This is a genomic window from Pseudomonas sp. NY15435, assembly GCF_048068295.1.
Classification (GTDB): Bacteria; Pseudomonadota; Gammaproteobacteria; order Pseudomonadales; family Pseudomonadaceae; genus Pseudomonas.
This window is the reverse complement of record NZ_JBLUQA010000005.1, coordinates 452,694-477,135: the sequence shown is the minus strand read 5'-3', so window position 1 is coordinate 477,135 and position 24,442 is coordinate 452,694. Positions and strand designations below refer to the sequence as shown.

At 65.5% G+C, this 24,442-nt stretch carries 19 protein-coding genes; 6 read left to right on the top strand and 13 right to left on the bottom strand.

The window, feature by feature from the left end; genetic code table 11:
- The first annotated feature begins 18 nt into the window (after positions 1-18).
- The 4 genes from ACNFH5_RS15060 to ACNFH5_RS15045 all read left to right on the top strand — a co-directional run bounded on the left by ACNFH5_RS15060 (position 19) and on the right by ACNFH5_RS15045 (position 2,270).
- A complete protein-coding gene (locus tag ACNFH5_RS15060) occupies positions 19-444 on the top strand; it encodes a VOC family protein (protein WP_416747156.1) in 426 nt (141 codons plus the stop codon).
- Between the two features lie 366 nt (positions 445-810).
- Complete coding sequence (locus ACNFH5_RS15055; RefSeq protein ID WP_416747336.1) at positions 811-1,239, top strand: C40 family peptidase; 429 nt, start codon at positions 811-813, stop codon at positions 1,237-1,239.
- Between the two features lie 112 nt (positions 1,240-1,351).
- The gene (locus tag ACNFH5_RS15050; protein ID WP_416747154.1) at positions 1,352-1,945 is read left to right on the top strand and encodes a C40 family peptidase; all 594 of its coding nucleotides are present in this window, start codon (positions 1,352-1,354) and stop codon (positions 1,943-1,945) included.
- A gap of 31 nt (positions 1,946-1,976) precedes the next feature.
- Positions 1,977-2,270 (top strand): hypothetical protein, encoded by a 294-nt coding sequence (locus ACNFH5_RS15045; RefSeq protein WP_416747152.1) that lies wholly within the window; start codon positions 1,977-1,979, stop codon positions 2,268-2,270.
- Positions 2,271-2,276: 6 nt separating this feature from the next.
- Here the strand turns inward: ACNFH5_RS15045 and ACNFH5_RS15040 are convergent, their stop codons facing one another.
- The 10 genes from ACNFH5_RS15040 to ACNFH5_RS14995 form a co-directional block, all read right to left on the bottom strand.
- On the bottom strand, positions 2,277-3,734 hold the full coding sequence (locus ACNFH5_RS15040; protein WP_416747334.1) for an efflux transporter outer membrane subunit: 1,458 nt from the start codon (positions 3,732-3,734) through the stop codon (positions 2,277-2,279).
- Positions 3,735-3,760: 26 nt separating this feature from the next.
- Positions 3,761-6,877, bottom strand: coding sequence for a multidrug efflux RND transporter permease subunit (locus ACNFH5_RS15035; protein ID WP_416747150.1), 3,117 nt, complete (start codon positions 6,875-6,877; stop codon positions 3,761-3,763).
- Complete coding sequence (locus ACNFH5_RS15030) at positions 6,877-9,999, bottom strand: MdtB/MuxB family multidrug efflux RND transporter permease subunit (RefSeq protein WP_416747148.1); 3,123 nt, start codon at positions 9,997-9,999, stop codon at positions 6,877-6,879. Before ACNFH5_RS15030 ends, ACNFH5_RS15035 begins: the two co-directional genes overlap by 1 nt.
- On the bottom strand, positions 9,996-11,294 hold the full coding sequence (locus ACNFH5_RS15025; RefSeq protein ID WP_416747146.1) for an MdtA/MuxA family multidrug efflux RND transporter periplasmic adaptor subunit: 1,299 nt from the start codon (positions 11,292-11,294) through the stop codon (positions 9,996-9,998). Before ACNFH5_RS15025 ends, ACNFH5_RS15030 begins: the two co-directional genes overlap by 4 nt.
- Before the next feature lie 232 nt (positions 11,295-11,526).
- Positions 11,527-12,027: a thiol peroxidase gene (gene tpx / locus ACNFH5_RS15020; RefSeq protein WP_024762304.1), complete on the bottom strand. Its 501-nt coding sequence runs from the start codon at positions 12,025-12,027 to the stop codon at positions 11,527-11,529.
- 330 nt (positions 12,028-12,357) lie between these two features.
- A complete protein-coding gene (locus ACNFH5_RS15015; protein WP_416747144.1) occupies positions 12,358-12,642 on the bottom strand; it encodes a hypothetical protein in 285 nt (94 codons plus the stop codon).
- 147 nt (positions 12,643-12,789) lie between these two features.
- Complete coding sequence (locus ACNFH5_RS15010; protein WP_416747142.1) at positions 12,790-13,422, bottom strand: LysE family translocator; 633 nt, start codon at positions 13,420-13,422, stop codon at positions 12,790-12,792.
- Positions 13,423-13,478: 56 nt separating this feature from the next.
- Positions 13,479-13,868, bottom strand: coding sequence for a VOC family protein (locus tag ACNFH5_RS15005; protein WP_416747140.1), 390 nt, complete (start codon positions 13,866-13,868; stop codon positions 13,479-13,481).
- 31 nt (positions 13,869-13,899) lie between these two features.
- Entirely contained in the window at positions 13,900-14,400 is a 501-nt protein-coding gene (locus tag ACNFH5_RS15000; protein WP_416747138.1) for a VOC family protein, read from the bottom strand.
- A gap of 688 nt (positions 14,401-15,088) precedes the next feature.
- On the bottom strand, positions 15,089-17,290 hold the full coding sequence (locus tag ACNFH5_RS14995; RefSeq protein ID WP_416747136.1) for an OsmC domain/YcaO domain-containing protein: 2,202 nt from the start codon (positions 17,288-17,290) through the stop codon (positions 15,089-15,091).
- 209 nt (positions 17,291-17,499) lie between these two features.
- Between ACNFH5_RS14995 and ACNFH5_RS14990 the strand changes: the two genes are divergently transcribed.
- Together ACNFH5_RS14990 and ACNFH5_RS14985 are read left to right on the top strand one after the other, a co-directional pair.
- Positions 17,500-18,687 (top strand): NAD(P)/FAD-dependent oxidoreductase, encoded by a 1,188-nt coding sequence (locus tag ACNFH5_RS14990; RefSeq protein ID WP_416747133.1) that lies wholly within the window; start codon positions 17,500-17,502, stop codon positions 18,685-18,687.
- A gap of 132 nt (positions 18,688-18,819) precedes the next feature.
- Positions 18,820-19,575 (top strand): class II aldolase and adducin N-terminal domain-containing protein, encoded by a 756-nt coding sequence (locus tag ACNFH5_RS14985; protein ID WP_416747132.1) that lies wholly within the window; start codon positions 18,820-18,822, stop codon positions 19,573-19,575.
- A gap of 738 nt (positions 19,576-20,313) precedes the next feature.
- Here the strand turns inward: ACNFH5_RS14985 and ACNFH5_RS14980 are convergent.
- The 3 genes from ACNFH5_RS14980 to ACNFH5_RS14970 are packed head-to-tail and all read right to left on the bottom strand — an operon-like array spanning position 20,314 to position 24,174.
- Positions 20,314-21,336, bottom strand: a complete 1,023-nt coding sequence (locus ACNFH5_RS14980) for a GlxA family transcriptional regulator (RefSeq protein WP_416747130.1) — start codon at positions 21,334-21,336, stop codon at positions 20,314-20,316.
- Positions 21,337-21,345: 9 nt separating this feature from the next.
- Positions 21,346-23,004 (bottom strand): choline dehydrogenase, encoded by a 1,659-nt coding sequence (locus tag ACNFH5_RS14975; RefSeq protein WP_416747128.1) that lies wholly within the window; start codon positions 23,002-23,004, stop codon positions 21,346-21,348.
- 3 nt (positions 23,005-23,007) lie between these two features.
- Complete coding sequence (locus tag ACNFH5_RS14970) at positions 23,008-24,174, bottom strand: aromatic ring-hydroxylating oxygenase subunit alpha (RefSeq protein ID WP_416747125.1); 1,167 nt, start codon at positions 24,172-24,174, stop codon at positions 23,008-23,010.
- Positions 24,175-24,442: the final 268 nt, after the last annotated feature.

Below are 24,442 nucleotides of genomic sequence, written 5' to 3'. Positions count from 1 at the left end.
CCTGACGGGAGCACGTCCATGGCGTTATCACCTTTTCACCTGGCGATCCCGGTCTACGACCTGGCGCTGGCCCGGCACTTCTACGGCGAGGTATTCGGTCTTGCCGAGGGCCGCAGCAGCGCCCAGTGGGTGGACTTCGACTTCTTCGGCCACCAGCTGGTGATCCATGAGCACCCGCGCACGGCGAGCCAGGAAGCGGCACACACCAATGCCGTGGACGGTCACGACGTGCCGGTACCGCACTTCGGCGTGGTATTGCCCTGGGAAGACTGGGAGCGCCTGGCGCAAAGGCTGCGGGAGCGTGGCACGCAGTTCGTCATCGAACCCCACGTGCGCTTCCAGGGCCAGGTGGGCGAACAGGCCACGTTGTTCCTCTTCGACCCCTGCGGCAATGCCCTGGAGTTCAAGGCATTCAAGGACATCGGCCAGCTCTTTGCTCGCTGAATGGCGACCGATCATCCACCCTGGAATCTACCTTCAAATCTACTGGAAATTTCCTACATAGAATTTTCCTAGCCATTCCTAGGATGGCGCCCGTCTCCACCGTTCACCCTGAGGTGACTCGACGTGCGCCCACTCCGCTGGCTTCCTCTGTATCTGCTCTGCACCTTCGGAGCGCCGCTTGCCTTCGCCGATGATTTCGAGGCGCCTGGCTGGCGTCGTCTCGATGCCTCCCCCATCGACCGGACCTTCGCCCCTGCAGGCCAGCCGGCATACCGGGGGCAGCAGCCCGACGCAAGCCTCCATCTGCGAGGCGGCGGGCCTGCTACATCATCCCGGGCCGAAACGGGTACGCGATCCGCCATGTTCATGACCTCCTCGAGGTACGAGAAGGGCAGCAGGAATTTCAGCCCGGTGGACACCTCGCGCATCGTCGAGCGAGCCCACGAACTGATCGGCACGCCCTACCGCTGGGGCGGCCAAAGCGAAGAGTCCGGCTTCGACTGCAGCGGCCTGCTGGTCTACCTGTACGGCACCATCGCCAACCGCAAGCTGCCGCGCACCACGGCATCCATGGTCGCGCAGAAACGCAACACCGTGGACCAGGACGAACTGCAACCCGGTGATGCGGTGTTCTTCAACCATGACGGCCGCGGCAGGACCAGCCACGTCGGCCTGTACATAGGCGACGGGCGCTTCATTCACGCCCCGCGCACCGGCAAGACCATTCGCATCGACTCCCTGGACAACAGCTATTGGCAACGCCGCTACACGACGGCCCGACGCTTCAGCGGCTGAATTTCGATCAGAAAATACCTACAGGCATTCGGATTCTTGCCACGTTCCCGCTTACGAGGAGGTTTCTAAGATAGCGCCCCGTTCAGCCAGTTAGTCACACGATGTACCCGATATGCGTTCCCTCACCTTGCTGAGCACTGCCCTGTTGCTTGCTCTTTCGCTCCCGGTCGCTGAGGCGCGGGAGTCCAAGAGCCCTCCGCTCCACAAGACCACATCGAGCCTGTCGCGCACGTCCCACGCCAAGCCCTTCAATCACAACAACGTTCGCCCGCACCACACAGTGAAGCAGCCGTCGCCGGCTGGTCTGCACAGGCCCCAGACGATTGCCAGCACCCGCGTGGTCGCCCGCGCCCGGCAACTGATCGGCATTCCCTATCGACGGGGCGGCACTACAGTGGACGATGGCTTCGATTGCAGCGGGCTGCTGGTCTACCTGTTCCGCACCGAAGCGGGCATGAAACTGCCTCGCACCACAGCCGAGATGATCGAAGGCGAAAGCAAGCGCGTTGGCCGTGGCGAGCTCAAACCGGGCGATGCGGTGTTCTTCAACCACAACGGCCGCGGCAATGTCAGCCATGTCGGGCTGTACATCGGCAACAACCGGTTCATTCACGCCCCCAGCTCCGGCGAGCGCATCCGCATGGACTCGCTGGACGACCACTATTGGGAACGCAGCTACACCACCGCCCGCCGTTTCAACGGCTGACCTCTTACTCCCTGTAACCGGACCCCTGACAATGCCCAGCCTGCTGGTCGAGATAGTGCGCTACACGGAAGAGTGCTTCCCCGGTTGGGCCGAGTGCCGCCTGATCGATGTCGGTGGGCGCGACTGGCGCTTCCTCAAGCCGCGCGCGCGCCTGCGCACCGACAGCCAGGATGATCGCCTGCCCGCCATCGGGCGTATCGACTGCGAAGTGCTCGAGCGTCAGGGCGGCGCCGTGCTGGTCAGCACCGCGCAGCCTCGCGGCATCAAGTCACTGGACGGTGAGTACCGTTTCCGGATCCCCCTGAGCGCCCTGATCGAGGACTGACCATCGTCAGTCCCGCTTCGCCTGCCCTTCCTCGGCGATCTTCGCCGCATCCCAACCGCCGCCCAGCGCGGCGATCAGTTGCACGCTGGCGGTCAGACGACTGCCCGTCAGGGTCAGCAACGTGCGCTCGTTGGACAGCGCGCTGGTCTGGGTGGTGACCACGTTGCTGTAGTCGATGGTACCGGCCTTGTATTGGTTGGTGGTCAGGCGCAGCGCCTCGCGGGCGGAATCCAGCGCTTCCTGTTGCACGCCGCTCTCCTCTTCCAGCACCTTGAGCTGGACCATGTAGTCCTCGACCTCGCGGAAGCTGTCCAGCACGGTCTGCCGGTAACTGGCCACGGTCTGGTCGTAACTCGCCTCGGCCTGCTCCACCTGGGAGGCGATCAGCCCGCCATCGAATAGCGTCATGGCGAATTGCGGGCCGATGGACCAGTAGCGATTGGGTGTCTCGATCCAGTTCTGGAAGCTGCCGCTGCGATAGCCACCGGCGGCGGTGAGGGTCAGGTCGGGGAACCAGGCGGCCTTGGCCACGCCGATCTTGGCGTTGGCGGAAATCACCTGGCGCTCGGCGGAAGCCACGTCCGGGCGGCGCTGCAACATCTCCGACGGCAGCAACGCCGGCACTGCCGGCAGGTTCGGCACGCCGTCCACGACAGCCAGGGAGAACTGCGCCGGAGGGACGCCGACCAGCACCGCGATGGCGTGCTCAAGCTGCGCACGCTGGTACTTCAGGTCGATGGCCTGGGCCTCGGTGCTCTTGAGCTGAGTGCGCGCCTGGGCGACATCGGCCTTGGTGACGATGCCGGCGTTGTACTGGTTCTCGGTGAGCTTGAGCGAACGCTGGTAGGCCGTGACCGTGTCGTTGAGCAGCTTGATCTGCTGGTCCATCACCCGCAGCTGCAGGTAGTTCTGGGTCAGCTGGGACTGCAGGGAAAGACGCGAGTTGGCCAGATCCGCGGCACTGGCATCCATGCTGGCGTTATCGGCCTCCAGCTGGCGGCGCAGCTTGCCCCAGAGGTCCAGCTCCCAGCTCACTCCGAGGCTCGCCGAATAGCTGTTGCTGATCGAACTGCTGCCGCCGCCACTGCTGACGGTGGAGCCGTCAGGCAGGCGCACGCTGCCGCCGCTGCCGGTGCCTTGCCCGGAGCGGGTCTTGCCGACGTCGGCGCTGATGGTGGGGAAGAACGAGGAGCGCGCGCCCTTTGCCAGCGCCTGGGCCTGGCGGTAGGACGCGACCGACTGCGCCAGGGTCTGGTTGGCGGCAACCAGGCGGGTCTGCAGGTCGTTCAGCGTGGCGTCGCCATACAGCTCCCACCAGGCACCGTGGTTGAAGCCGTCCTGCGGCTTCGCCAGTTGCCAGCCCTCGCCCTCCTTGAAGCTGGCGGGCACCGTCAGCTCGGGACGCTGGTAGTCCGGGCCGATGGCGCAACCGGCCAGGGCCACGGCCAGCGCCAGGGCCGCCATTGGAGAAAGCAGTGAACGGGAGCGAATCATACGGGTGTCTCCAGGGCGCCGTCGGTGCGCACGCCGCGCTTCTTGTTGACCCAATGGCGCAGGCGGTCGAGGTAGAGGTAGACGACGGGGGTGGTGTACAGAGTCAGCAACTGGCTGCCGATCAGGCCGCCGACGATGGTCATCCCTAGGGGGCGACGCAGCGCGGCATCGCCACCGATACCAAAGATCAGCGGCAGCGCGCCGAGGATGGCGGCCAGGGTGGTCATCATGATCGGCCGGAAACGCTTCATCGCCGCTTCGAGGATCGCGTCGCGCGGCGACAGGCCGAGGGTACGCTCGGCGTCGAGGGCGAAGTCGATCATCATGATGGCGTTCTTCTTCACGATGCCGATCAGCAGGATTACGCCAATCAACGCGATCAGCGACAGCTCGGTACGGAACAGCATCAGCGTGAGCAGCGCACCGACGCCCGCCGAGGGCAGCGTGGAGAGAATGGTCAGCGGGTGCACGTAACTCTCGTAGAGGATACCCAGCACGATGTAGACCGATACCAGCGCCAGCAGGATCAGCCAGGGCATGTCGTTCTGCGTGTCCTGTACCGCGCCGGCGTTGCCTTCGAAGGTGGCCTGGATTTCCATCGGCAGGTGGATGGGTTCCACCGCCGCCAGGATCGCATCGCGCGCCGGGCCGATCTGCGCGCCCTGGGCCAGGTTGAAGGAGAAGGTGGTCGCGGCAAACTGGCCCTGGTGGTTGACCTCCAGTGGTGCGCGGCTGGGTTCGATGTGGGTGAAGGCCGACAGCGGGATGCGCTCGCCTTCGCTGTTGATCACGTAGACCTGGCGCAGCTCCTCGGGGGTTTCCTGGTACGGTTGGGCGACTTCCATCACCACGTGGTACTGGTTCAGCGGGTTGAAGATGGTCGAGACCTGGCGCTGGCCGTAGGAGTTGTTCAGCACCGCGTCCACCTCGGCGACGTTCACTCCCAGGCTGGCCGCGCGGTCGCGGTCGATCACCAGACGGCTCTGCACGCCCTTGTCCTGGGCATCACTGTTCACATCGACGATCTGCGGCACCTTGTTCATCGCCGCCTCGACCTTGGGCGCCCATTCGCGCAGCAGGTTGAGGTCGTCACTGCGCAGGGTGAAGTCGTACTGCGCGTTACCCTGGCGCCCGCCGATGCGCACGTCCTGGCCGGCGACCAGGAACAGGTTGGCACCGGGAACTTCCGCCAGCTTCTTGCGCAGGCGGTTGACGATGGCTTCGGCGGAATCGCGCTCGGTGATGTCCTTCAAAGTGACGAAGAAGGAGCCGGTGTTGCTCGACTGCCACTTGCCGCCGCCGACGAAGCCCACCACGTTTTCCACGCCCGGGTCCTCGGAGAGTATCTTGCGGAACTGCGCCATCTTCTTGTCCAGCGCCTGGAACGAAATGCTCTGGTCGGCCACCGCGAAGCCGCGCAGGCGCCCGGAGTCCTGCTGCGGCAGGAAGCCCTTGGGCACCACCACGAACAGGTACAAGTTCAGCGCGATGCAACCGAGCATGATCACCACCATCAGCCGCGAGTGCTCCAGCGCCCAGCTCAGGCTGGCGCGGTAACGCTGCATGAAGGCGACGAAGTAGCGGTTGCTCTGGCGCTCCACCGAGGCTTTCTTCGGCCCCCGCTCCATGGGCTTGAGCAGGCGCGCGCAGAGCATCGGCGTCAGCGTCAGCGACACCACCAGCGACACCAGGATGGCCGCCGCCAGGGTTACCGAGAATTCACGGAACAGCCGTCCGGTGATGCCGCCCATGAGCAGCAGCGGGATGAATACCGCTACCAGCGACAGGGTCATCGACAGCACGGTGAAACTCACCTCTCTAGCCCCGCGAATGGCGGCCTGGATCGGCGGATCGCCCTCTTCGATGCGCCGGGCGATGTTCTCCACCACGACGATGGCGTCGTCCACCACGAAGCCGGTGGCGATGATCAGCGCCATCAGCGACAGGTTGTTCAGCGAGAAGCCGCACAGGTACATGACCGCGAAGGTGCCCACCAGCGAAACCGGCACCGCGAGGCTGGGGATCAGCGTGGCGCGGCCGTTGCGCAGGAACAGGTAAACCACCAGGATCACCAGCACCACGGAGATGATCAGGGTCAGCTCGGCCTCTTCCAGCGAGGAGCGGATCGACGGGCTGCGGTCGTCCATCACCGATAGTTTCACCTGCGGGCCGAGCACGTCCTGGATGATCGGCAGCTGCTCGTGGATGGCGTCGGTGGCTTCGATGATGTTGGCGCCGGGCTGGCGGGTGATGATCAGCAACACCGCCGGCAGGTCGTCGGAGAAGCCGGCGTTGCGCACGTCTTCCACCGAGTCGGTGACTGTGGCGACGTCCTTGAGGCGCACCGCCGCGCCGGTCTCGGCGTTGTAGTGGACGATCAGCGGGGCGTACTCGCTGGCCTTGCGCAGTTGGTCGTTGGAGTCCACCTGCCAATGGCGCTCGCCGAACTCCAGCGAACCCTTGGGCCCGTCGGCATTGGTGTTGTTGATGGCGGTGCGCACGGTATCCAGGGAGATGCCGTAGTGGCTGAGCTGGTCGGGGTTCACGTCGACACGCACCGCCGGCAGCGACGATCCGCCGATGCTCACCTGCCCCACTCCCTTCACCTGCGCCAGCTTGGGCGAAACGATGGTCGAGGCCAGGTCGTACATCTCGCCGCGGGTGTAGGTGTCCGAGGTGAGCGTGAGGATCATGATCGGCATGTCGGACGGATTCGCCTTGCGATACGTCGGGTTGTTCGGCATGCCGGTGGGCAGCAGACTCATCGCCGCGTTGATCGCCGACTGCACCTCGCGGGCGGCGCCGTCGATGTCCTTGGAGAGGTCGAACTGCACGATGATGGTGGTGTTGCCCAGGGAGCTGCTGGAGGTCATGTCGGTGACCCCGGCGATGCGCCCGAGCGAGCGCTCCAGCGGCGTCGCCACGGTGGACGCCATGGTCTCCGGGCTGGCGCCAGGCAGCGAGGCCTGTACCAGGATGGTCGGGAAATCGACGTTGGGCAGAGGCGCCACCGGCAGCAGGCTGAACGACAGCGCACCGGCCAGCATCAACGCCAGGGTCAGCAGGCAGGTGGCGACCGGGCGCAGGATGAACAGGCGAGACAAGCCGCCCATCAGCCGCGCTCCGCCGGGTCGATGCTGTTCACGTCCAGGCCGTGACGCTGCCGCCAGTTGGCCCAGCGCGTGGCGAGGCGGTCGAAGTACAGGTAGATCACCGGCGTGGTGAACAGGGTGAGCAACTGGCTGACCAGCAGGCCGCCGACCATGGTGACGCCCAGCGGCTGGCGCAGTTCGGCGCCGGCGCCGCCGGCGAGCATCAGTGGCAGCGCGCCGAGCAGCGCGGCCATGGTGGTCATCAGGATCGGCCGGAAGCGCAGCAGGCACGCCTGGTAGATCGCCTCATGGGGCGGCTTGCCCTCGTTGCGTTCGGCGTCCAGGGCGAAGTCGATCATCATGATCGCGTTCTTCTTCACGATGCCGATCAGCAGGATGATGCCGATGATCGCCACGATGCCGATGTCCTGCCCCGAGAGCATCAGCGCGAGCAGCGCGCCCACGCCCGCCGAGGGCAGCGTCGAGAGGATGGTCACCGGGTGGATGAAGCTCTCGTAGAGGATGCCGAGCACGATGTACATGGTGACGATGGATGCCAGCACCAGCAGCAGGGTGTTGGACAGCGAGGCCTCGAATGCCTGCGCCGCACCGCGGAAGCTGCCCTGCAGGCTGACGGGCATTTCCATCTGCGCCTCGACGTCGCGGATCGCCTGCACCGCCTCGCCCAGGGCAACGCCCTTGGCCAGGTTGAAGGAGATGGTCGCGGCCGGGAACTGAGCGATGTGGTTGACCGCCAGCAGGGTGTGGCGCTCCTCCACCCTGGCCAGGCTCGACAGGCGCACCTGGGTGCCGTCGCTGGCCGGCACGTAGAGGTTTTCCAGCGACTGCGGGCCGATCTGGAATTCCGGCGCCACTTCCAGCACCACGCGGTACTGCGTGGCCTGGGTGAAGATGGTGGAAATCAGCCGCTGGCCAAAGGCGTTGTACAGCACGCTGTCGATGTTCGACAGGCTCACGCCCAGGCGCGAAGCGGTGTCACGATCGATGTTGATGTAAGCCTGCAGCCCCTTGTCCTGCCAGTCGGTGGCTACATCGGCCAGCTCCGGCAATTGCTGCAGGCGGTCCACCAGGCGCGGGACCCAGTCGGCGAGGACGTCCGGGTCGGCATCCTGCAGGGTGAACTGGTATTGGGTGCGGGCGATGCGGTCTTCGATGGTCAGGTCCTGCACCGGCTGCATGTACAGCTTGATGCCGGCGATCTGGTCCAACTCCGGCTGCAGGCGATGGATCACCTCGCTGGCGGTGACGTCGCGGTCGGCGTGAGGTTTCAGGTTGATCAGCAGGCGCCCGGTGTTGAGCGTCGCGTTGGTGCCATCGACGCCAATGAACGAGGACAGGCTTTCCACCGCCGGGTCCTGCAGCACGATCTTCGCCAGGTCCTGCTGGCGGCTCGCCATGGCCTGGAAGGAAATCGACTGCGGCGCCTCGGCGATGCCCTGGATCACCCCGGTGTCCTGCACCGGGAAGAAGCCCTTGGGCATGAAGATGTACAGCAGCGCGGTGAGCACCACGGTGCCGATGGCTACCAGCAGGGTCAGCGGCTGGTGACGCAGGACCACGCGCAGGGCCGCGGCATAGCGCTCGATCATGTTGTCGATGAAGCGCCCGGCAGCGCGGGCGAAGCGCCCTTCCTTCTCCGGCTCGACATGGCGCAGCAGCTTGGCGCTGAGCATCGGTGTCAGGGTCAGGGAAACGAAGCCGGAAATCAGGATCGCCACCGCCAGGGTGATGGCGAATTCGCGGAACAACCGCCCCGCGACGTCGCCCATGAACAGCAGCGGGATCAGCACGGCGATCAGCGAGAAGGTCAGCGAGATGATGGTAAAGCCGATCTGCTTGGAGCCCTTGAGCGCGGCTTCCAGTGGCGGGTCGCCCTTCTCCAGGTAGCGGGCGATGTTCTCCACCATGACGATGGCGTCGTCCACCACGAAGCCGGTGGCGATGGTCAGCGCCATCAGCGTCAGGTTGTTGATCGAGAAGCCGGCCAGGTACATCACGCCGAAGGTGCCGATCAGCGACAGCGGCACGGCAAAGCTTGGGATCAGCGTGGCGGAAATATTGCGCAGGAACAGGAAGGTGACCATCACCACCAGGCAGACGGCGAGGAACAGCTCGAACTGCACGTCCGCCACCGAGGCGCGGATGGTCGTGGTGCGGTCGGTAAGCACTGAAACTTCCAGGCTGCCCGGCAGCGTTGCCTGCAACTGCGGAAGCATCTTCTTGATGCTGTCCACCACCTCGATGACGTTGGCGCCGGGTTGGCGCTGGATGTTCAGCACCACGGCCGGCGAAGTGTTGGCCCAGGCGGCCAGGCGTATGTTCTCGGCGTCGTCCTCCACGCTCGCGACGTCCCGCACGCGCAGCGGCGAGCCGTTCTTATAGGCAATGATCAGGTCGCGGTAGGCGTCGGCGGATTTGAGCTGGTCGTTGGCGTCCAGGGTCGAGGAGCGGGTCGGGCCGTCGAAACTGCCCTTGGGGCCGTTGAGGTTGTTGTTGGTGACGGTGGTCTGCAGGTCCTGCAGGCTCAACCCGGCTGCCGCCAGGGCGCCGGGGTTGGCGCGGATACGCACGGCAGGGCGCTGGCCGCCGCTGATGCTGACCAGGCCGACGCCGGAAATCTGCGAAATCTTCTGTGCGAGGCGCGTGTCCACCAGATCCTGGATCTGCGGCAGCGGCATGTCCGGGGACATCACCGCCAACGTCAGGATCGGTGCGTCCGCCGGGTTCACCTTGCTGTATACCGGCTGGTTCGGCAGGTCCTTGGGCAGCAGGCTCTGCGCGGTGTTGATCGCCGCCTGGACTTCCTGTTCGGCCACGTCGAGGTTGATCTGCAGACTGAACTGCAGGGTGATCACCGAGGCGCCGCCGGAGCTGGTGGAGGACATCTCGTTCAGGCCGGGAATCTGCCCCAGCTGGTTCTCCAGCGGCGCGGTCACCGAGGAGGTCATGATGTCCGGGCTGGCGCCGGGGTACAGGGTCACCACCTGGATGGTCGGGTAATCCACTTCCGGCAGCGCCGAGATCGGCAGGAAGCGGTAGGCAATGATCCCCGACAGCAGGATCGCCACCATCAGGAGCGTGGTGGCGACCGGCCGCAGGATGAACAGGCGGGACGGGTTCATTCGCTCTTACCGCTGTCCTGGACCGGAGTGTCCGAACCGAACGGTTTGGCGGTGGACTTGTCGCCCTCTTCCGTCGCGGCCGCGCGGGCTTTCTCATCGGAGCTGGCGATGTTCATGCGGGTGCCGTCGCGCAGGCGATCGGTGCCTTCGACGACGACGCGGTCGCCCTCCTTCAGCCCATCGGTGACCACTACGCGCTCGCTCTCACTGGTGCCCAGGGTGACCAGTTGGCGCTTGGCCTTGCTCTCCTCGCCGACCAGGTAGACGTAGGTGCCGTCGTTGCCGCGCTGCACGGCGTTGGCCGGGATGGTCAGCACGCCCGGCAGGGTCTCGGCGAGCAAGCGCACGTTGACGAACTGGTTGGGGAACAGCTTGTGGTCGTCGTTCTCGAAACCGGCCTTGAGCTTGACGGTGCCGGTGGTGGTGTCGATCTGGTTGTCCAGGGTCTTCAGCACGCCGGTGGCCAGGGTCTGGTTCTGGTTGCGGTCCAGCGCCTCGACCGGCACCGGCTTGTTGCTGTACAGCTCGCGGGCGATGGTGCCCAGTTGCTGCTGCGGCAGACTGAACACCACGGAGATCGGCTTGACCTGGGTGATGACCACCAGCGGCGTGGTGTCGCCAGAGGTGACCAGGTTGCCCACGTCCACCTGGCGCAGGCCGACGCGGCCGGAGATGGGCGCGCGCACCTGGGTGAATTCGAGGTTGAGCTTGGCGTCGGCGACCTGGCCCTGGTTGGTCTTCAGGGTGCCTTCGTACTGGCGAACCTGAGCTTCCTGGGTGTCCAGCGTCTGCTTGGCGATGGAGTCTTCGGCATACAGGCCCTTGTAGCGGGCGAGGTCGATCTGCGCGTTCTTCAGTTGCGCCTGGTTCTGCAGCAAGGTGCCCTGGGCCTGGTCCAGCGCAGCCTGGAACGGACGCGGATCGATCACCGCAAGGACATCGCCGGCCTTCACTTCCTGGCCTTCCTGGAACGGCACCTTGATCAGTTGGCCGCTGACCCGCGCGCGGACGTTGACGGTGTTGTAGGCCGTCACTGTGCCGAGAGCGTGGTAATGCACCGGCAGGTCGCCCTTGGTCACCGGCGCGACGCTGACAGTTACCGCCGTGCCGCCCTGTCCCGCGGCCATCTGCCCCGGCCCCGGACGCCCGCCACGCCCACCCTGGGCTGCCGGCGCTCCCGAAGACGTCGAGTGCAGCCACATGATCAGCCCCACCACGGCGGCGAACAGCAGCGCGGTGATGAGCCAGGGGCGCAGGGTGCGAAGTTTCGAGGGCGATCCGTTGCTTGCTGTCATGGGGCTCTGTCTTTTGAAAAGGGGGCTTGGCGCAAAGAAGTGAGAATACCGAGGCTGAACGATAAGCACAGCCAGGCCGCAGGCAAAGTCTCTTTACCCGCTATTTACCTTTGATTTACCGGGAGTTACGAATTGCCGGGGCATTGCGACCCGGAATGGCCGGAAGGGTTCCCGACCTGGCGGACCGACCCTGGCGGGTCGGCCCGGCTTTCTCACGAAAGCAGCAGCGTCATCAGGCCAGGGCGGCGATGGCGGCAGCGTAGTTCGGCTCGTCGGCGATTTCACCGACCAGCTCGCTGTGCAGCACCTTGTTCTGCTCGTCCAACACCACGACAGCGCGGGCGGCCAGGCCAGCCAGCGGGCCGTCGGCGATCGCCACGCCGTAGTTGGCGAGGAACTCGCGGCCACGCAGGGTGGACAGGTTCACCACGTTCTCCAGGCCTTCGGCGCCGCAGAAGCGCGCCTGGGCGAACGGCAGGTCAGCGGAGATGCACAGCACCACGGTGTTGGCCAGCTTGCTCGCCTCGGCGTTGAACTTGCGCACGGAGGTGGCGCAGGTCGGGGTGTCGACGCTGGGGAAGATGTTCAGCACCTTGCGCTTGCCAGCGTAGGTTTCCAGGGTGACGTCGGACAGGTTGCCGGCGACCAGCGACAGGGCCGGAGCCTGCTCGCCTTTCTGCGGCAGCTTGCCGTCGACGGAAACCGGGTTGCCCTTGAGGGTGACTTGAGCCATTGCTTGGGTCCTTCTGTGAGGGATGGCGGCGCTGGCGGGTTGCCAGCGCCGCAGGAGGATTCGGGGCCGGAGCAGATGCTAGCACGACTTTCCCGAGTGGTTTACTCGGGCATGCATCCGTTCCGCCCAGATCAAGTGCCCCTCACCCCAGCCCTCTCCCGCAAGCGGGAGAGGGGGCCGTGCGATGCAGGCAGACATCCAAGCATCAGCCGGCACGATCTGCCCCTATCCCCAGGGAAAGGGCTGGGATGAGGGAAGGCACTGGCACCGACATCCCAGGGGATGACCGTTGCCCCGACCGCCCTACCCTCTGCCTCCCTAACGCCCGGCTCAGACAAACGGCTGGTCGTGGAACCCACGCGGCAGGCGCTGGCTGCCCGGCATGGCAACCAGGCGCTTTTCCCAGAAGCTGCGCCAATCATTGTGTACCGCCTCGGCGCGGGCCTTACGTTGAGCTCGGCGCGCAGCGTTACGCGCGTCGCGGCGCGCCTCCTTGTAGACCTCGGTGTTGCGGCAGCTCCGGCATTTCACCCGGTTCAGTTCGCTGGTGGACTCCAGGTGCTTGCCCGCGTGCCCGCAGGCCAGATGACCTTTGACCTTGTAGTGAGTGACCATCGCAGATTCTCCCTGTCCGGCGAGCGCACCCTCGCCGCTTGGCGGTGCCGCAGACGGGCAATCGGTGCGTGCCGGTTGACTGCGACGCTCAGGGACTTGGACGAGCCGCTGCGCTGGCAGGTTCGAATTTTCTGACGTGGACGAGCGTCAGTGTGTCGCCACCATCCGCGCGCCGAACAGCAGGTAGCAGCAGCCGGCGAAGCGATCCAGCGCCTGGCGGAACCGCCGGTAGACCCCGGCCATGCGCTCGCTGGCGAACACCAGCACCACACAGCAGTACCAGCTGAACGAGAGCGTCACCATCAGCGCGATAGCCATGGCCAGCAAGGGTGCCGAGGGCGAGGCGGGCATGGCGGTGGCGAACAGGGTGGCAACGAAGAGTGCCGTCTTGGGGTTGGTGAGATTGCCCAGCAGGCCGAGACGGAAGGCGGAAAAGGCGCTGCGCTGTCGCGCCACCTCGGCAAGGCTTTCGCCACCGTCCGCTGGCGCCTTGCGCTTGATCAGTTTGATGCCGAGGTAGATCAGGTAGGCGCCACCGGCCAGCTTCAACAGCAGGTACAGCGAGGGCGCGGCATTGAACAGCGACTTGATGCCGAGACCGCCAGCCAGGCCCCAGATGACCGTGCCACTGGCCACACCCAGCGCGGCGATCAAGCCATGGCGGCGCGAATGCACGGCGGCGATGCGCGCGGTGGTGAAGAAGTTCGGGCCGGGCGTAATCACCGCCACGGTCCACAGCAGGGCCACGGATAGCAGCGGTGCGAAGGTGCTGGCAGTCATGGGGCGTTCTCGTTGAAACAAGGGCAAAGGCGCAGTGTAGCGCCCTAGCGCGCGTCTCACTCTTCCAGATGACAGACGCAGCACAGCTTGTTGCCATCCAGGTCGCGCACATAGGCGCCGTAGTAGCTGGGCGAGTAGTTCAGGCGCAGGCCCGGCGCGCCTTCTTCGACGCCACCCAGTTGCAGGGCACGGGCATGGAAGCTGTCCACCTGATGCCGCGTACGCGCCTCGAAGGCAACCAGGCTGCCGTTGCCGACGCTGGCCGGTTCACCGTCGATGGGCTCGTAGACGCAGAACACCACGTCGCTATCCGGATGGGCAAAGATCGCCCGCTCCGGCGCATGGCGATGCGCCTTGAGGACGATCCCCAGCGCACCCAGCACCTTGCTGTAGAACTCGATGGCGCGCGGCAGGTCGTTGGTGCCAACGGTGATATGGCTGAACATGCCGTGCGCCCTCCTCTTTCGGCTTCCGACCTCAGTTGCCGGCGTGGGCGCGCTCGATGGCGGCCATGTCCAGCTTCTTCATACCCATTACCGCCTGCAGCGTGCGGCTGGCCTTGGCCTTGTCCGGGTCGGCGACCATGTCGCCGACATGCCGCGGGCAGATCTGCCAGGACACCCCGTAGCGATCCTTCAGCCAGCCGCAGATCTGTGACTCCACCGGCCCGCCAGCGCCCAGCTTGTCCCAGAAGTGGTCGATCTCTTTCTGGCTGTCGCACATCACTTGCAGCGACAGCGCCTCGGTGAAGTTGAACGCCGGGCCGCCGTTGAGGGCAATGAAGGTCTGGCCGTCCAGCACGAACTCCACCGTTAGCACCGAGCCGGGCACGCCGCCATGGCGGTCCTTCTCGGCCTCGGGGTAATAGGCGGTCTGCACGATCCGTGAGTTGGGGAATATCCCGGTGTAGAACTCGGCCGCTTCCTCGGCCTTGCCGTCGAACCACAGGCAGGGAGTGACGCGTTGCAGGCTGGACATGGTGAATCTCCTGATTCTCGCGCGGTCGGCTTGACCGGCATGCAGCTTGGTCGCCTGGGCGACGACGGAATCGACAAGTCTAGGCGGACTTTCGCGCCTCACCGGACGACCGGTCGAGCGGCATGCGGAGCGCGGAATCAGATTAGTCGCCGCCAGCAATTCGACGTTTTGCCTCACTGTGAAGTCCTGCGCTGTGCTCGCGCCCCTCTCCCCCGCCCTCTCCCTGAAGGGAGAGGGAGTGCTCTGCGCATAGAGGTGGACTCAACAGTCAGCCGGCGAGTGCGGTGCTGCCAGAGCGCGCCAGACGGTCCCCTCTCCCTTCAGGGAGAGGGTTAGGGAGCTGATCGGCGCAAGAGGTGGACTCACAGTCAGCCGGCGAGCAGCGGTATTGCCAAACCGCGCCAGACGGTCCCCTCTCCCTTCAGGGAGAGGGTTAGGGAGCTGATCGGCGCAAGAGGTGGACTCACAGTCAGCCGGCGAGCAGCGGTACTGCCAAAGCGCGCCAGACGGTCCCCTCTCCCTTCAGGGAGAGGGTTAGGGAGAGGGGAATCCCGTGCACGACATTCAGAAGAGAACGTCGTGCGTTGTACGTGCTCCGGAGTCGATAGCTATCGCTGCGCTCCACGCCATCCTGCAGGTACCGCTCGATCTTCCCTCCGGCAGCGAGCCAGCTGAATACCCCGCCGGATCAGCGGCCCGCCACTGCCCTGGCCCGTGCCTGGTGCAGCTTCTTGTAGCTCTCGATCAGGCGCAGGTGCTTGTCGAGGCCTTCCAGCTTCAGGCTGGTGGGCGTCAGGCCGTAGAAGCGCACGCTGCCGTCCAGCGAGCCGAGCACCGCGTCCATGCGCTCGTTGCCGAACATGCGACGGAAATTGGCCTCGAAGTCGGCCATCTCCAGCTCTTCGTCCAGGTGCACTTCCAGCGCCGCGTTGAGCGCCTGGTAAAACAGCCCGCGTTCGACGGTGTTGTCGTTGTACTGGAGGAACATCTCCACCAGTTCCTTGGCATTCTCGAAACGCTTCACAGCCAGGTTGATCAGCAGCTTGAGTTCGAGAATGGTCAACTGGCCCCAGACCGTGTTGTCGTCGAACTCGATGCCGATCAGCGTGGTGATGTCGGTGTAGTCGTCCACCTCGCAGCTCTCCAGGCGCTTGAGCAGCGACTTGAGGCGAACGATGTTGAGGCTGTGCAGGTTGAGGATGTCCGCGCGGAACGCCAGCGCCTTGTTGGTGTTGTCCCAGATGAGGTCTTCCACCGGGTAGATTTCCGAGTAACCCGGCACCAGGATGCGGCACGCCGTGGCGCCCAGGTGCTCGTAAACGGCCATGTAGACTTCCTTGCCCTGCTCTTCGAGGATGCCGAACAGGGTCTGCGCTTCCTGCACGTTGGAGTCGTCGCCATGGCCGGAGAAGTCCCACTCGACGAACTCGAAATCGGCCTTGGCGCTGAAGAAGCGCCACGACACCACGCCGCTGGAGTCGATGAAGTGCTCGACGAAGTTGTTCGGCTCGGTCACCGCCTGGCTTTCGAAGGTCGGCCGCGGCAGGTCGTTCAAGCCCTCGAAGCTGCGGCCCTGGAGCAGTTCGGTGAGGCTGCGCTCCAGCGCCACTTCCAGGCTGGGGTGGGCGCCGAAGGAAGCGAACACGCCGCCGGTGCGCGGGTTCATCAGGGTCACGCACATCACCGGGAATTCACCGCCCAGGGATGCATCCTTGACCAGCACCGGGAAGCCCTGTTCTTCCAGGCCCTTGATGCCGGCGAGGATGCCTGGGTACTTCGCCAGCACCTCCTGCGGCACATCCGGCAGCGCCAGTTCGCCTTCGAGGATTTCGCGCTTCACCGCGCGCTCGAAGATTTCCGACAGGCACTGCACCTGCGCCTCGGCCAGGGTATTGCCGGCGCTCATGCCGTTGGAGAGGTAGAGGTTCTCGATCAGGTTGGACGGGAAGTAAACCGTCTCGCCGTCGGACTGGCGCACGAACGGCAGCGAGCAGATGCCGCGCTCGGTGTTGCCCGAGTTGGTGTCGTAGAGGTGTGAGCCGCGCAGCTCGCCGCCCGGGTTGTAGACCTCAAGGCAGTACTCGTCGAGGATTTCCTCCGGCAGTGCATCCTTGGCACCGGGCTTGAACCAGCGCTCGTCGGGGTAATGCACGAACGGCGCGTTGGCGATTTCCTCGCCCCAGTACTGGTCGTTGTAGAAGAAGTTGCAGTTCAGCCGCTCGATGAACTCGCCCAGCGCCGAGGCCAGCGCGCTTTCCTTGGTGGCGCCCTTGCCGTTGGTGAAGCACATCGGCGACTGCGCATCGCGGATGTGCAGCGACCAGACGTTGGGCACGATGTTGCGCCAGGAGGCGATCTCGATCTTCATCCCCAGGCCGGCGAGGATTTCCGACATGTTGGCGATGGTTTGCTCCAGCGGCAGGTCCTTGCCCTGGATATAGGTGCTGGCGCCGGCGTCGGTGCTCGGCATCAGCAGCGCCTGGGCGTCGGCGTCGAGGTTCTCCACTTCCTCGATGACGAAGTCCGGGCCGGTCTGCACCACCTTTTTCACCGTGCAGCGGTCGATGGAACGCAGGATGCCCTGGCGGTCCTTCTCGGAGATGTCCGCCGGCAGTTCCACCTGGATCTTGAAGATCTGCTTGTAGCGGTTTTCCGGGTCGACGATGTTGTTCTGCGACAGGCGGATATTGTCGGTGGGGATGTCGCGGGTCTGGCAGTAGAGCTTGACGAAGTAAGCCGCGCACAGTGCCGAGGAAGCCAGGAAGTAGTCGAACGGACCGGGAGCCGAGCCATCGCCCTTGTAGCGAATGGGCTGGTCGGCAATCACCGTGAAGTCGTCGAACTTGGCTTCGAGTCGGAGGTTGTCGAGAAAATTGACCTTGATTTCCATGCGGGCATTACCACGAAAAAGTAGAAAGCGAACTGGCCGGCATTATCCGGACAAAAGCGCCGCGGGGATATCCCGATGTACCCGGCGCCGGTCGGGAAGCCTGCTCTCACGGCAGATGTGCAATCGACGCATGGTCGAGCGCAGGCCCGAGCTTCGGGTAAGATGCGCCGCCTCCAGCGTCAGCCAACCCGTACTACAAGGAAACCACCGTGCTCACCTCCCAGGTCATCATCATCGGCGCCGGCGCCGCGGGACTGATGTGCGCCATGAGCGCCGCCGCGCGCGGTCGCCAGGTCCTCTTGATCGACCACGCCAATAAGGCCGGCAAGAAGATCCTCATGTCCGGTGGCGGGCGCTGCAACTTCACCAACATGTACTGCGAGCCGGTCAACTTCCTCTCGCAGAACCCGCATTTCTGCAAGTCGGCGTTGGCGCGTTTCACCCAGTGGGACTTCATCGCCCTGGTGGCCAAGCACGGCGTGCCCTACCACGAGAAGAAGCTCGGCCAGCTGTTCTGCGATAACAAATCCAGCGACATCCTCGGCCTGTTGCTGGACGAGTGCGAGCAGGCCGGCGTCGACCTGCGTCTGGATACCTCGGTGAGCGAGATCGCCCGTCTCGACGAAGGCGGCTACCAGTTGCAGACCAGCCTCGGGCTTGTCCGTTGCCAATCCCTGGTGATCGCCACCGGCGGCCTGTCCATCCCGACCCTGGGCGCCACCGGCTTCGGCTACCAGGTCGCCCGCCAGTTCGGCCACAGCGTGCTGCCGACCCGCGCCGGCCTGGTGCCCTTCACCATCACTGACCCGCAGCTCAAGGCGCTGTGCACCGAGCTTTCCGGCACCTCGGTAGAAGACTGCCGGGTCAGCTGCAACGGCCAGAGCTTCGTCGAGAACATCCTGTTCACCCACCGCGGCCTTAGCGGCCCGGCGATCCTGCAGATCTCCTCGTACTGGCAGCCTGGCGACACCATCAGCATCGACCTGCTGCCGCGCGTGGACCTGCCCGTCTGGCTCGTCGAACAGCAGCGCGAGCGCCCCAACAGTGAGCTGAAGACGCTGCTGGGCGAGCTGTTCACCAAGAAGATGGCCGGTCTGCTGGCCGAGCAGTGGTTTGTCTCCAAGCCCATGAAGCAGTACACGCCCGGCGAGCTGAAGGCGATCGCCGAGCGCCTGGGCGACTGGCAGCTGGTACCGGCCGGCACCGAAGGCTATCGTACGGCGGAAGTCACCCTGGGCGGCGTGGATACCCGCGAGGTGTCCTCCAAGACCCTGGAGTCGCTGAAATCCCCCGGCCTGTACTTCGTCGGCGAAGTGCTGGACGTCACCGGCCACCTGGGCGGCTTCAACTTCCAGTGGGCCTGGGCCTCGGGCTACGCGGCGGCGCAGTTCGTCTAGGGCTGGCAACGCATTCGACGACCGGCCGAGCGGCACGCCCGGTCGTTCTGCATCAAGTGTGGCGGCGGCGCGGCCCTAGACTGGGACACCAGACCCGGCCAGCCCGGCACGGGTATCGAACCCGGAGCCGCCATGCCAACGCTTGCCAGCCGCACCCTCGACACCGGCCTGGAACGCCAGGGCCGCATCGACCTCGCCTGCGCCTTCCGCTGGACCGCGCGCCTGAACCTGCACGAGGCCATCGCCAACCACTTCAGCCTGGCGTTGTCCGCCGATGGCCGCGACTTCCTCATCAACCCCTACGGCCGACACTTCTCGCAGATGCGCGCCAGCGACCTGCTGCGCCTGCACGCGGACGACCCCGAGGCACTCAATCGCCCGGATGCGCCGGACATCACCGCCTGGGCGCTGCACGGCGCACTGCACCGCAACAACCCGCAGGCGCGTTGCATCCTGCATGTGCACTCGAAGTACGCCACTGCCCTCGCCTGCCTGGCTGACTCACGCCTGCCACCCATCGAGCAGAACAGCATGCGCTTCTTCGAACGCGTGGCCATCGACGAAGGCTTCGACGGCATGGGCCTGGGCGACGAGGCCGAGCGCGTCAGCCACCTGCTGGGCGACAAGCCGATCCTGCTGATGGGCAACCACGGTGTGCTGGTCGCGGCACCCAGCGTGGCCCAGGCCTTCGATGACCTGTACTACTTCGAGCGTGCCTGCGAGGTCTACCTTACCGCCCTGGCCAGCGGCCGCCCGCTGCGCATCGCCAGCGACGAGGTGGCGCGCAAGACCATGCGGCAGTGGCTGGAGTATCCGGGGTTTGCCGAGCGGCATTTCTCCGCGCTGCGGGAGATGCTGATGGAGAGCGAACCCGGCTTCGCGCAATGACGAATACCTGTAGGAGCGAGCTTGCTCGCGAACCGCCGGAGGCACCGAGCTGCCGAGGAGTTGTTCGCGAGCAAGCTCGCTCCTACGAAAGCCTCTACGCCGTCAGCTATCACGCCCCAGTGGCCGGCGCATCACCGGCGCAGGAACGTTGGGCGGATATCGCCACGGGCGTTACCCGCCGTGACTGGCGGATAACCCGTTCCGGGTTACTCGCCCCACGAGAAGCTGACGCCCCTGATTGCAGACCGGCGTAGGAGCGGACTCCGTCCGCGATTGGCCCCACTTCGCGCCGGATAGCATCGCGGACGAAGTCCGCTCCTACGAAAGCCTCTACGCCGTCAGCTATCACGCCCCAGTGGCTGGCGCATCACCGGCGCAGGAACGTAGGGCGGATAACCCGTTCCGGATTACGCCCCCTACGAGAAGCTGACGCTCCTGATTGCAGACCTGCGTAGGAGCGGACTCCGTCCGCGATTGGCCCCACTTCGCGCCAGATAGCATCGCGGACGAAGTCCGCTCCTACGAAAGGCTTTATGCCGTCAGCTATCGCGCCCCAACGGCTGGCGCATCACCGGCGCAGGAACGTAGGGCCGATAACCCGTTCCGGGTTACTCGCCCTACGAAGCTGACGCTCCTGATTGCAGACCTGCGTAGGAGCGGACTCCGTCCGCGATTGGCCCCGCTTCGCGCCGGAGAGCATCGCGGACGAAGTCCGCTCCTACGAAAGCCTCTACGCCGTCAGCTATCGCGCCCCAACGGCTGACGCATCACCGGTGCGGTGTAGGTCTGGGTGCGGTCCTCGCTGGGTGGGCAGCCGAAATGCGCGCGGTAGGCGCGGGAGAAATGCTCCAGCGAACCGAAGCCGGAGCTGGCCGCCACCTGCGCCACGCTCAGGCGCGTCTGCTGCAGCAGGCTGTGCGCACGCCCCAGGCGCAGGACGATGTAGTACTTGAGCGGCGACAACCCCGTGTGCTGCTTGAACTGCCGCTCCAGCTGGCGACGCGAGAGGCCGACACGCTCGGCGATGGCGTCGCACTCCAGCGGTTCCTCCAGCGCCTGCTCCATCAGCGCGATGGCGCGTCGCACCTTGCCGCCGTGGGCGTGGGCGTCGCTCTGCCGGCCCTGCAACTGGTGCGCGCCAGGCTCGCGGGTTTCCCCCAGCAGGAGATGCATGGCGATCTCCCGCGACAGGTCGGCGTCCACCCGCTGGGCGATCCAGCCCAGCATCAGGTCGAGGATGGCGCTGGCTCCTGCGCAGGTCAGGCGCTGGCGGTCGAGGGTATAGAGCTGCGCGCGGGCCTGGACCTTCGGGTAACTCTCCTGAAAGCCTTGCAGGTTGTCCCAGTGCACCGCCGCTGGAAAGCCATCGAGCACCCCGGCGGCGGCCAGCAGTTCGGTGCCGGTCTCGATGCCCGCCAGCGTGGTGCCGAACGCCGCCTGCCGACGCAGCCAGCTTTTCAGTGGGCGATTGCGCGCATGCTTGTGCACGTCGAAGCTGGCGATGACGAAACAGGCATCCCAGCCGCGCTCCGGGTCGATGGCCTCGTGCACCACGCTGGTCAGGCCATTGCTGGCTGTGACCGGCTCGCCGTCCAGCGACAGCAGTTTCCACTCGAACAGCGCCTCGCCACCCAGCCAGTTGGCGATGGCCAGCGGCTCCACCACCGCCGCCAGCCCCAGGCCGGGAAACGACGGCAACAGCAACAGCCCCACCCGCAAGGGCTCGCGGCGAAACCGGGAAGGTGGTGCAACACTGGCCATCGACTCTCCTCAGCGTTGTTGGGACTGCCATTGCGGGTGCAGCCACACCGGCACATTGGCCGCCGGCAGTGGCGGCAATCCCCGGATCATATCGCTGGCCTTCTCGGCGATCATCACCGTCGGCGCATTGGTGTTGCCGCTGACGATGCTCGGCATGATCGACGCGTCCACCACCCGCAGCCCCAGCAGCCCATGCACGCGCAGCTGCGGATCGACCACCGCCTCAGGGTCATGCGCCGGCCCCATCTTGCAGGTGCCACTGGCGTGGTAGCCGGTCTCCGTCACCCGCCGCGCCCAGGCGTCCAGCTCGGCGTCGCTGTGGGCCAGCGGGCCGGGCGTCAGCTCTTCGCCCGCCAGCCCGCGCATCGACGGCTGGCGCATCAGCTCGCGCACCAGACGGGCGCCGGCGCGCATGTCGGCGCGGTCCTGCTCGGTCTGCAGGTAGTTGAAGAGGATGCGCGGTGCCTGCCGGGGCTCGGCGCTGCGCAGGGTGACGCTGCCCAGGCTGGTGGGCCGCATCAGGTCGATGTGCACCTGGAAGGCATGGTCCGGCACTGGCGCCACGCTGCCCGGCTGCACCGCCAGCGGCATGAAGGTCAGTTGCAGATCAGGATGTTCGACGCCGGCGCGCGAACGGATGAAAGCACCCGCCTCAAAATGATTGCTCGCCGCCAGCCCATCGTGGTTGACGAACCAGCGTGCACCGATCCACCACTTGCCCGGCGCGCGGGTCCAGGGATAGATCGACACCGGTGCCTTGCACATGAATTGCACGACGCTATCCGGATGATCGTTCAACCGCCGGCCCACACCGGGCAGGTCGTGCTTGACCGCGATGCCCAGCTGGCGCAGCTCATCCGCCGGGCCGATACCGGACAGCAACAGCAGGTGCGGCGAATTGATCGCCCCGGCGGTCAGCAGCACTTCGCGGTTCGCGCGGGCGGTCAGTGCCTGGCCGTTCTGTTCGTACTCCACGCCCACCGCGCGATCACCCTCGAAGACCACACGCAGCGCCAACGCCCCCGTGGCGACGGTGACATTGCCGCGCCCCAGCGCCTCGCTCAGGTACCCGCGTGACGTGCTCCAGCGCCGCCCCTGGCGCGTGGTGCGGTCCACCGGGCCGAATCCTTCCTGGCGGTGGCCGTTGAGATCGCTGCTGCGCCCGTAGCCGGCCTCTTCGCCGGCCGCGACGAACGCCGCGCACAGCGGCGTGTCGATATCCCCCGGCGTGACATGCAGATGCCCCGCCGCGCCGTGGTAATCATCGGCGCCATTGGCGTGGTTTTCCGAGCGAATGAAATACGGCAGCACGCGCTGGTAGTCCCAGCCTTCGCAACCCTGCGCGGCCCAGCCGTTGTAATCGCGGGCGTGGCCACGGATGTAGACCATGCCGTTGATCGACGACGACCCGCCCAGCGTGCGCCCCCGTGGCGTGGCGATACGGCGGCCATCCAGGTACGGCTCCGGCTCGCTGCTGTAGCTCCAGTTGTAGCGCGTGCCGCCGACGACGATACCCACCGCAGAGGGCATGTCGATGGTCCAGCTTTCGTCCGCTGGGCCCGCTTCCAGCAGCAGGATGCGCACGGCCGGATCGGCGCCCAGGCGGTTGGCCAGCACGCAGCCGGCCGACCCCGCGCCGACGATGACGTAGTCGTAGTCCATGACCATTCCTCAGAGCTGCGCGCCGTGAATGCCCTGGAACACCAGGCGATGGAAGTGATGCACCAGGTGCTCGCTCTCGTTGCTGCGCTCGGCGTCGATCATGTAGCGGCCCTGGTCGTAGCCCATGGAGTGCAGGCCCTTCTGCACGCTGATGTTCAGGGCGATGTCTTCGGGCCCCAACTCCTCGTTCATCCAGCGCATGCAGGCCTTGCTCACCTCGGCGGTCTGCTCGTTCGCCGAGTAGTAGCCGAAGCGCAGCAGCGAACGTTCGGCGTCCAGCGGAATCATGATGAAGGTGCCGAGGAACTCGGAGAACGGGAAGGTGTAGAAGGTGTTGTTCGGCCACATGCCGATGTTGAAGAAGCACTCGTCGGGGTTGAGGTCGCTGCGCAGTTTCACGCCGTAAGCTTCGCCGGCCTCAAGATTCGCCGGGGCGATGTAGGTCCACCAGTTGTCGCGCTTGGTCAGGCGGTAGCCCTTGAAGTCGATCAGCTTGGCCAGGTCGATGTGGCACGGCCCGGACAGCTTGAAGTGATAGCCCTCGATGGAGTTGTCCATGATCACCTTCCAGTTTGCCGGGACGATGACGTCGGCCTCCTCGATCAGGCGCATGTCGGCGAGGTTCGGGAATACCCGGTGCATCTCCTCGTCCGCGCCGGGGAACAGCTCGGCCAGCGACGGCGCGTTTGGGTCGAGGTTGAAGTAGAGGAAGCCGCCCAGTTCCTCCAGGCGTACCTGCGGGATGGCGAATTCTTCCTTGTCGAAGTTCTTGATCCGCTCGCAGCGCGGCGCACTGCGCAGCGCGCCGTCCATCTCGTAGCACCAGGAGTGGTAGGCGCAGCGCACGATGCCCCCGGTGTTGCCGCGGCGTTCCTCCAGCAGGCGGTTGCCGCGATGCTGGCAGACGTTGTGGAAGGCGCGGATGTCCCCACTGCGGCTGCGGGCGATAACGATGCTCTGGTCGAACAGGTCGCAGACTACGTACTGGCCGATGTCGGCGAACTCGCTCAGGTGCCCGGCGACGTGCCAGGAGCGCAGGAAGATGTTGTCGCGTTCGGCCTTGAACAGCGCCTCGTCGAAGAAATAGCGCGACGGCAGGGTGAAGGCCTGCTCCGGGTCCTGGCGGTCCCAGCCGTCGATGGAAGTACGCAGTTTCAGGCTCTCGATGGACGACATGTTCGACTCTCCTCGGCTTCTTCTGGCGTGGCCGGCTCATGGGCCGGCAGCTCGGTTCGAGGACAAATCTAGGGGCAGGCCTGCGGCGACTCTTGATGAAAAACGACAAGTTTTCCGTCAGACGCATCAAGGCCGACTCGCCTGGAGATTGCCCCTTGGCAGCAAACGAACGACGGCTGTCCGGATTCGCTCCCTTGCCCTCGTTGTCGCCGACCGCCTGCGGATTTCCAATGGATGCAACCGCGATGCAGCCTGCGCCGCGCCTTGC

What these genes read in the sequence shown, in the direction of transcription:
- ACNFH5_RS15060 (WP_416747156.1), top strand. Translation starts at nt 19, where the DNA reads ATGGCGTTATCACCTTTTCACCTGGCGATCCCGGTCTACGACCTGGCG.
- ACNFH5_RS15055 (WP_416747336.1), top strand. Translation starts at nt 811, where the DNA reads ATGACCTCCTCGAGGTACGAGAAGGGCAGCAGGAATTTCAGCCCGGTG.
- ACNFH5_RS15050 (WP_416747154.1), top strand. Translation starts at nt 1,352, where the DNA reads ATGCGTTCCCTCACCTTGCTGAGCACTGCCCTGTTGCTTGCTCTTTCG.
- ACNFH5_RS15045 (WP_416747152.1), top strand. Translation starts at nt 1,977, where the DNA reads ATGCCCAGCCTGCTGGTCGAGATAGTGCGCTACACGGAAGAGTGCTTC.
- ACNFH5_RS15040 (WP_416747334.1), bottom strand. Translation starts at nt 3,734, where the DNA reads ATGGCGGCCCTGGCGCTGGCCGTGGCCCTGGCCGGTTGCGCCATCGGC.
- ACNFH5_RS15035 (WP_416747150.1), bottom strand. Translation starts at nt 6,877, where the DNA reads ATGGGCGGCTTGTCTCGCCTGTTCATCCTGCGCCCGGTCGCCACCTGC.
- ACNFH5_RS15030 (WP_416747148.1), bottom strand. Translation starts at nt 9,999, where the DNA reads ATGAACCCGTCCCGCCTGTTCATCCTGCGGCCGGTCGCCACCACGCTC.
- ACNFH5_RS15025 (WP_416747146.1), bottom strand. Translation starts at nt 11,294, where the DNA reads ATGACAGCAAGCAACGGATCGCCCTCGAAACTTCGCACCCTGCGCCCC.
- tpx (WP_024762304.1), bottom strand. Translation starts at nt 12,027, where the DNA reads ATGGCTCAAGTCACCCTCAAGGGCAACCCGGTTTCCGTCGACGGCAAG.
- ACNFH5_RS15015 (WP_416747144.1), bottom strand. Translation starts at nt 12,642, where the DNA reads ATGGTCACTCACTACAAGGTCAAAGGTCATCTGGCCTGCGGGCACGCG.
- ACNFH5_RS15010 (WP_416747142.1), bottom strand. Translation starts at nt 13,422, where the DNA reads ATGACTGCCAGCACCTTCGCACCGCTGCTATCCGTGGCCCTGCTGTGG.
- ACNFH5_RS15005 (WP_416747140.1), bottom strand. Translation starts at nt 13,868, where the DNA reads ATGTTCAGCCATATCACCGTTGGCACCAACGACCTGCCGCGCGCCATC.
- ACNFH5_RS15000 (WP_416747138.1), bottom strand. Translation starts at nt 14,400, where the DNA reads ATGTCCAGCCTGCAACGCGTCACTCCCTGCCTGTGGTTCGACGGCAAG.
- ACNFH5_RS14995 (WP_416747136.1), bottom strand. Translation starts at nt 17,290, where the DNA reads ATGGAAATCAAGGTCAATTTTCTCGACAACCTCCGACTCGAAGCCAAG.
- ACNFH5_RS14985 (WP_416747132.1), top strand. Translation starts at nt 18,820, where the DNA reads ATGCCAACGCTTGCCAGCCGCACCCTCGACACCGGCCTGGAACGCCAG.
- ACNFH5_RS14980 (WP_416747130.1), bottom strand. Translation starts at nt 21,336, where the DNA reads ATGGCCAGTGTTGCACCACCTTCCCGGTTTCGCCGCGAGCCCTTGCGG.
- ACNFH5_RS14975 (WP_416747128.1), bottom strand. Translation starts at nt 23,004, where the DNA reads ATGGTCATGGACTACGACTACGTCATCGTCGGCGCGGGGTCGGCCGGC.
- ACNFH5_RS14970 (WP_416747125.1), bottom strand. Translation starts at nt 24,174, where the DNA reads ATGTCGTCCATCGAGAGCCTGAAACTGCGTACTTCCATCGACGGCTGG.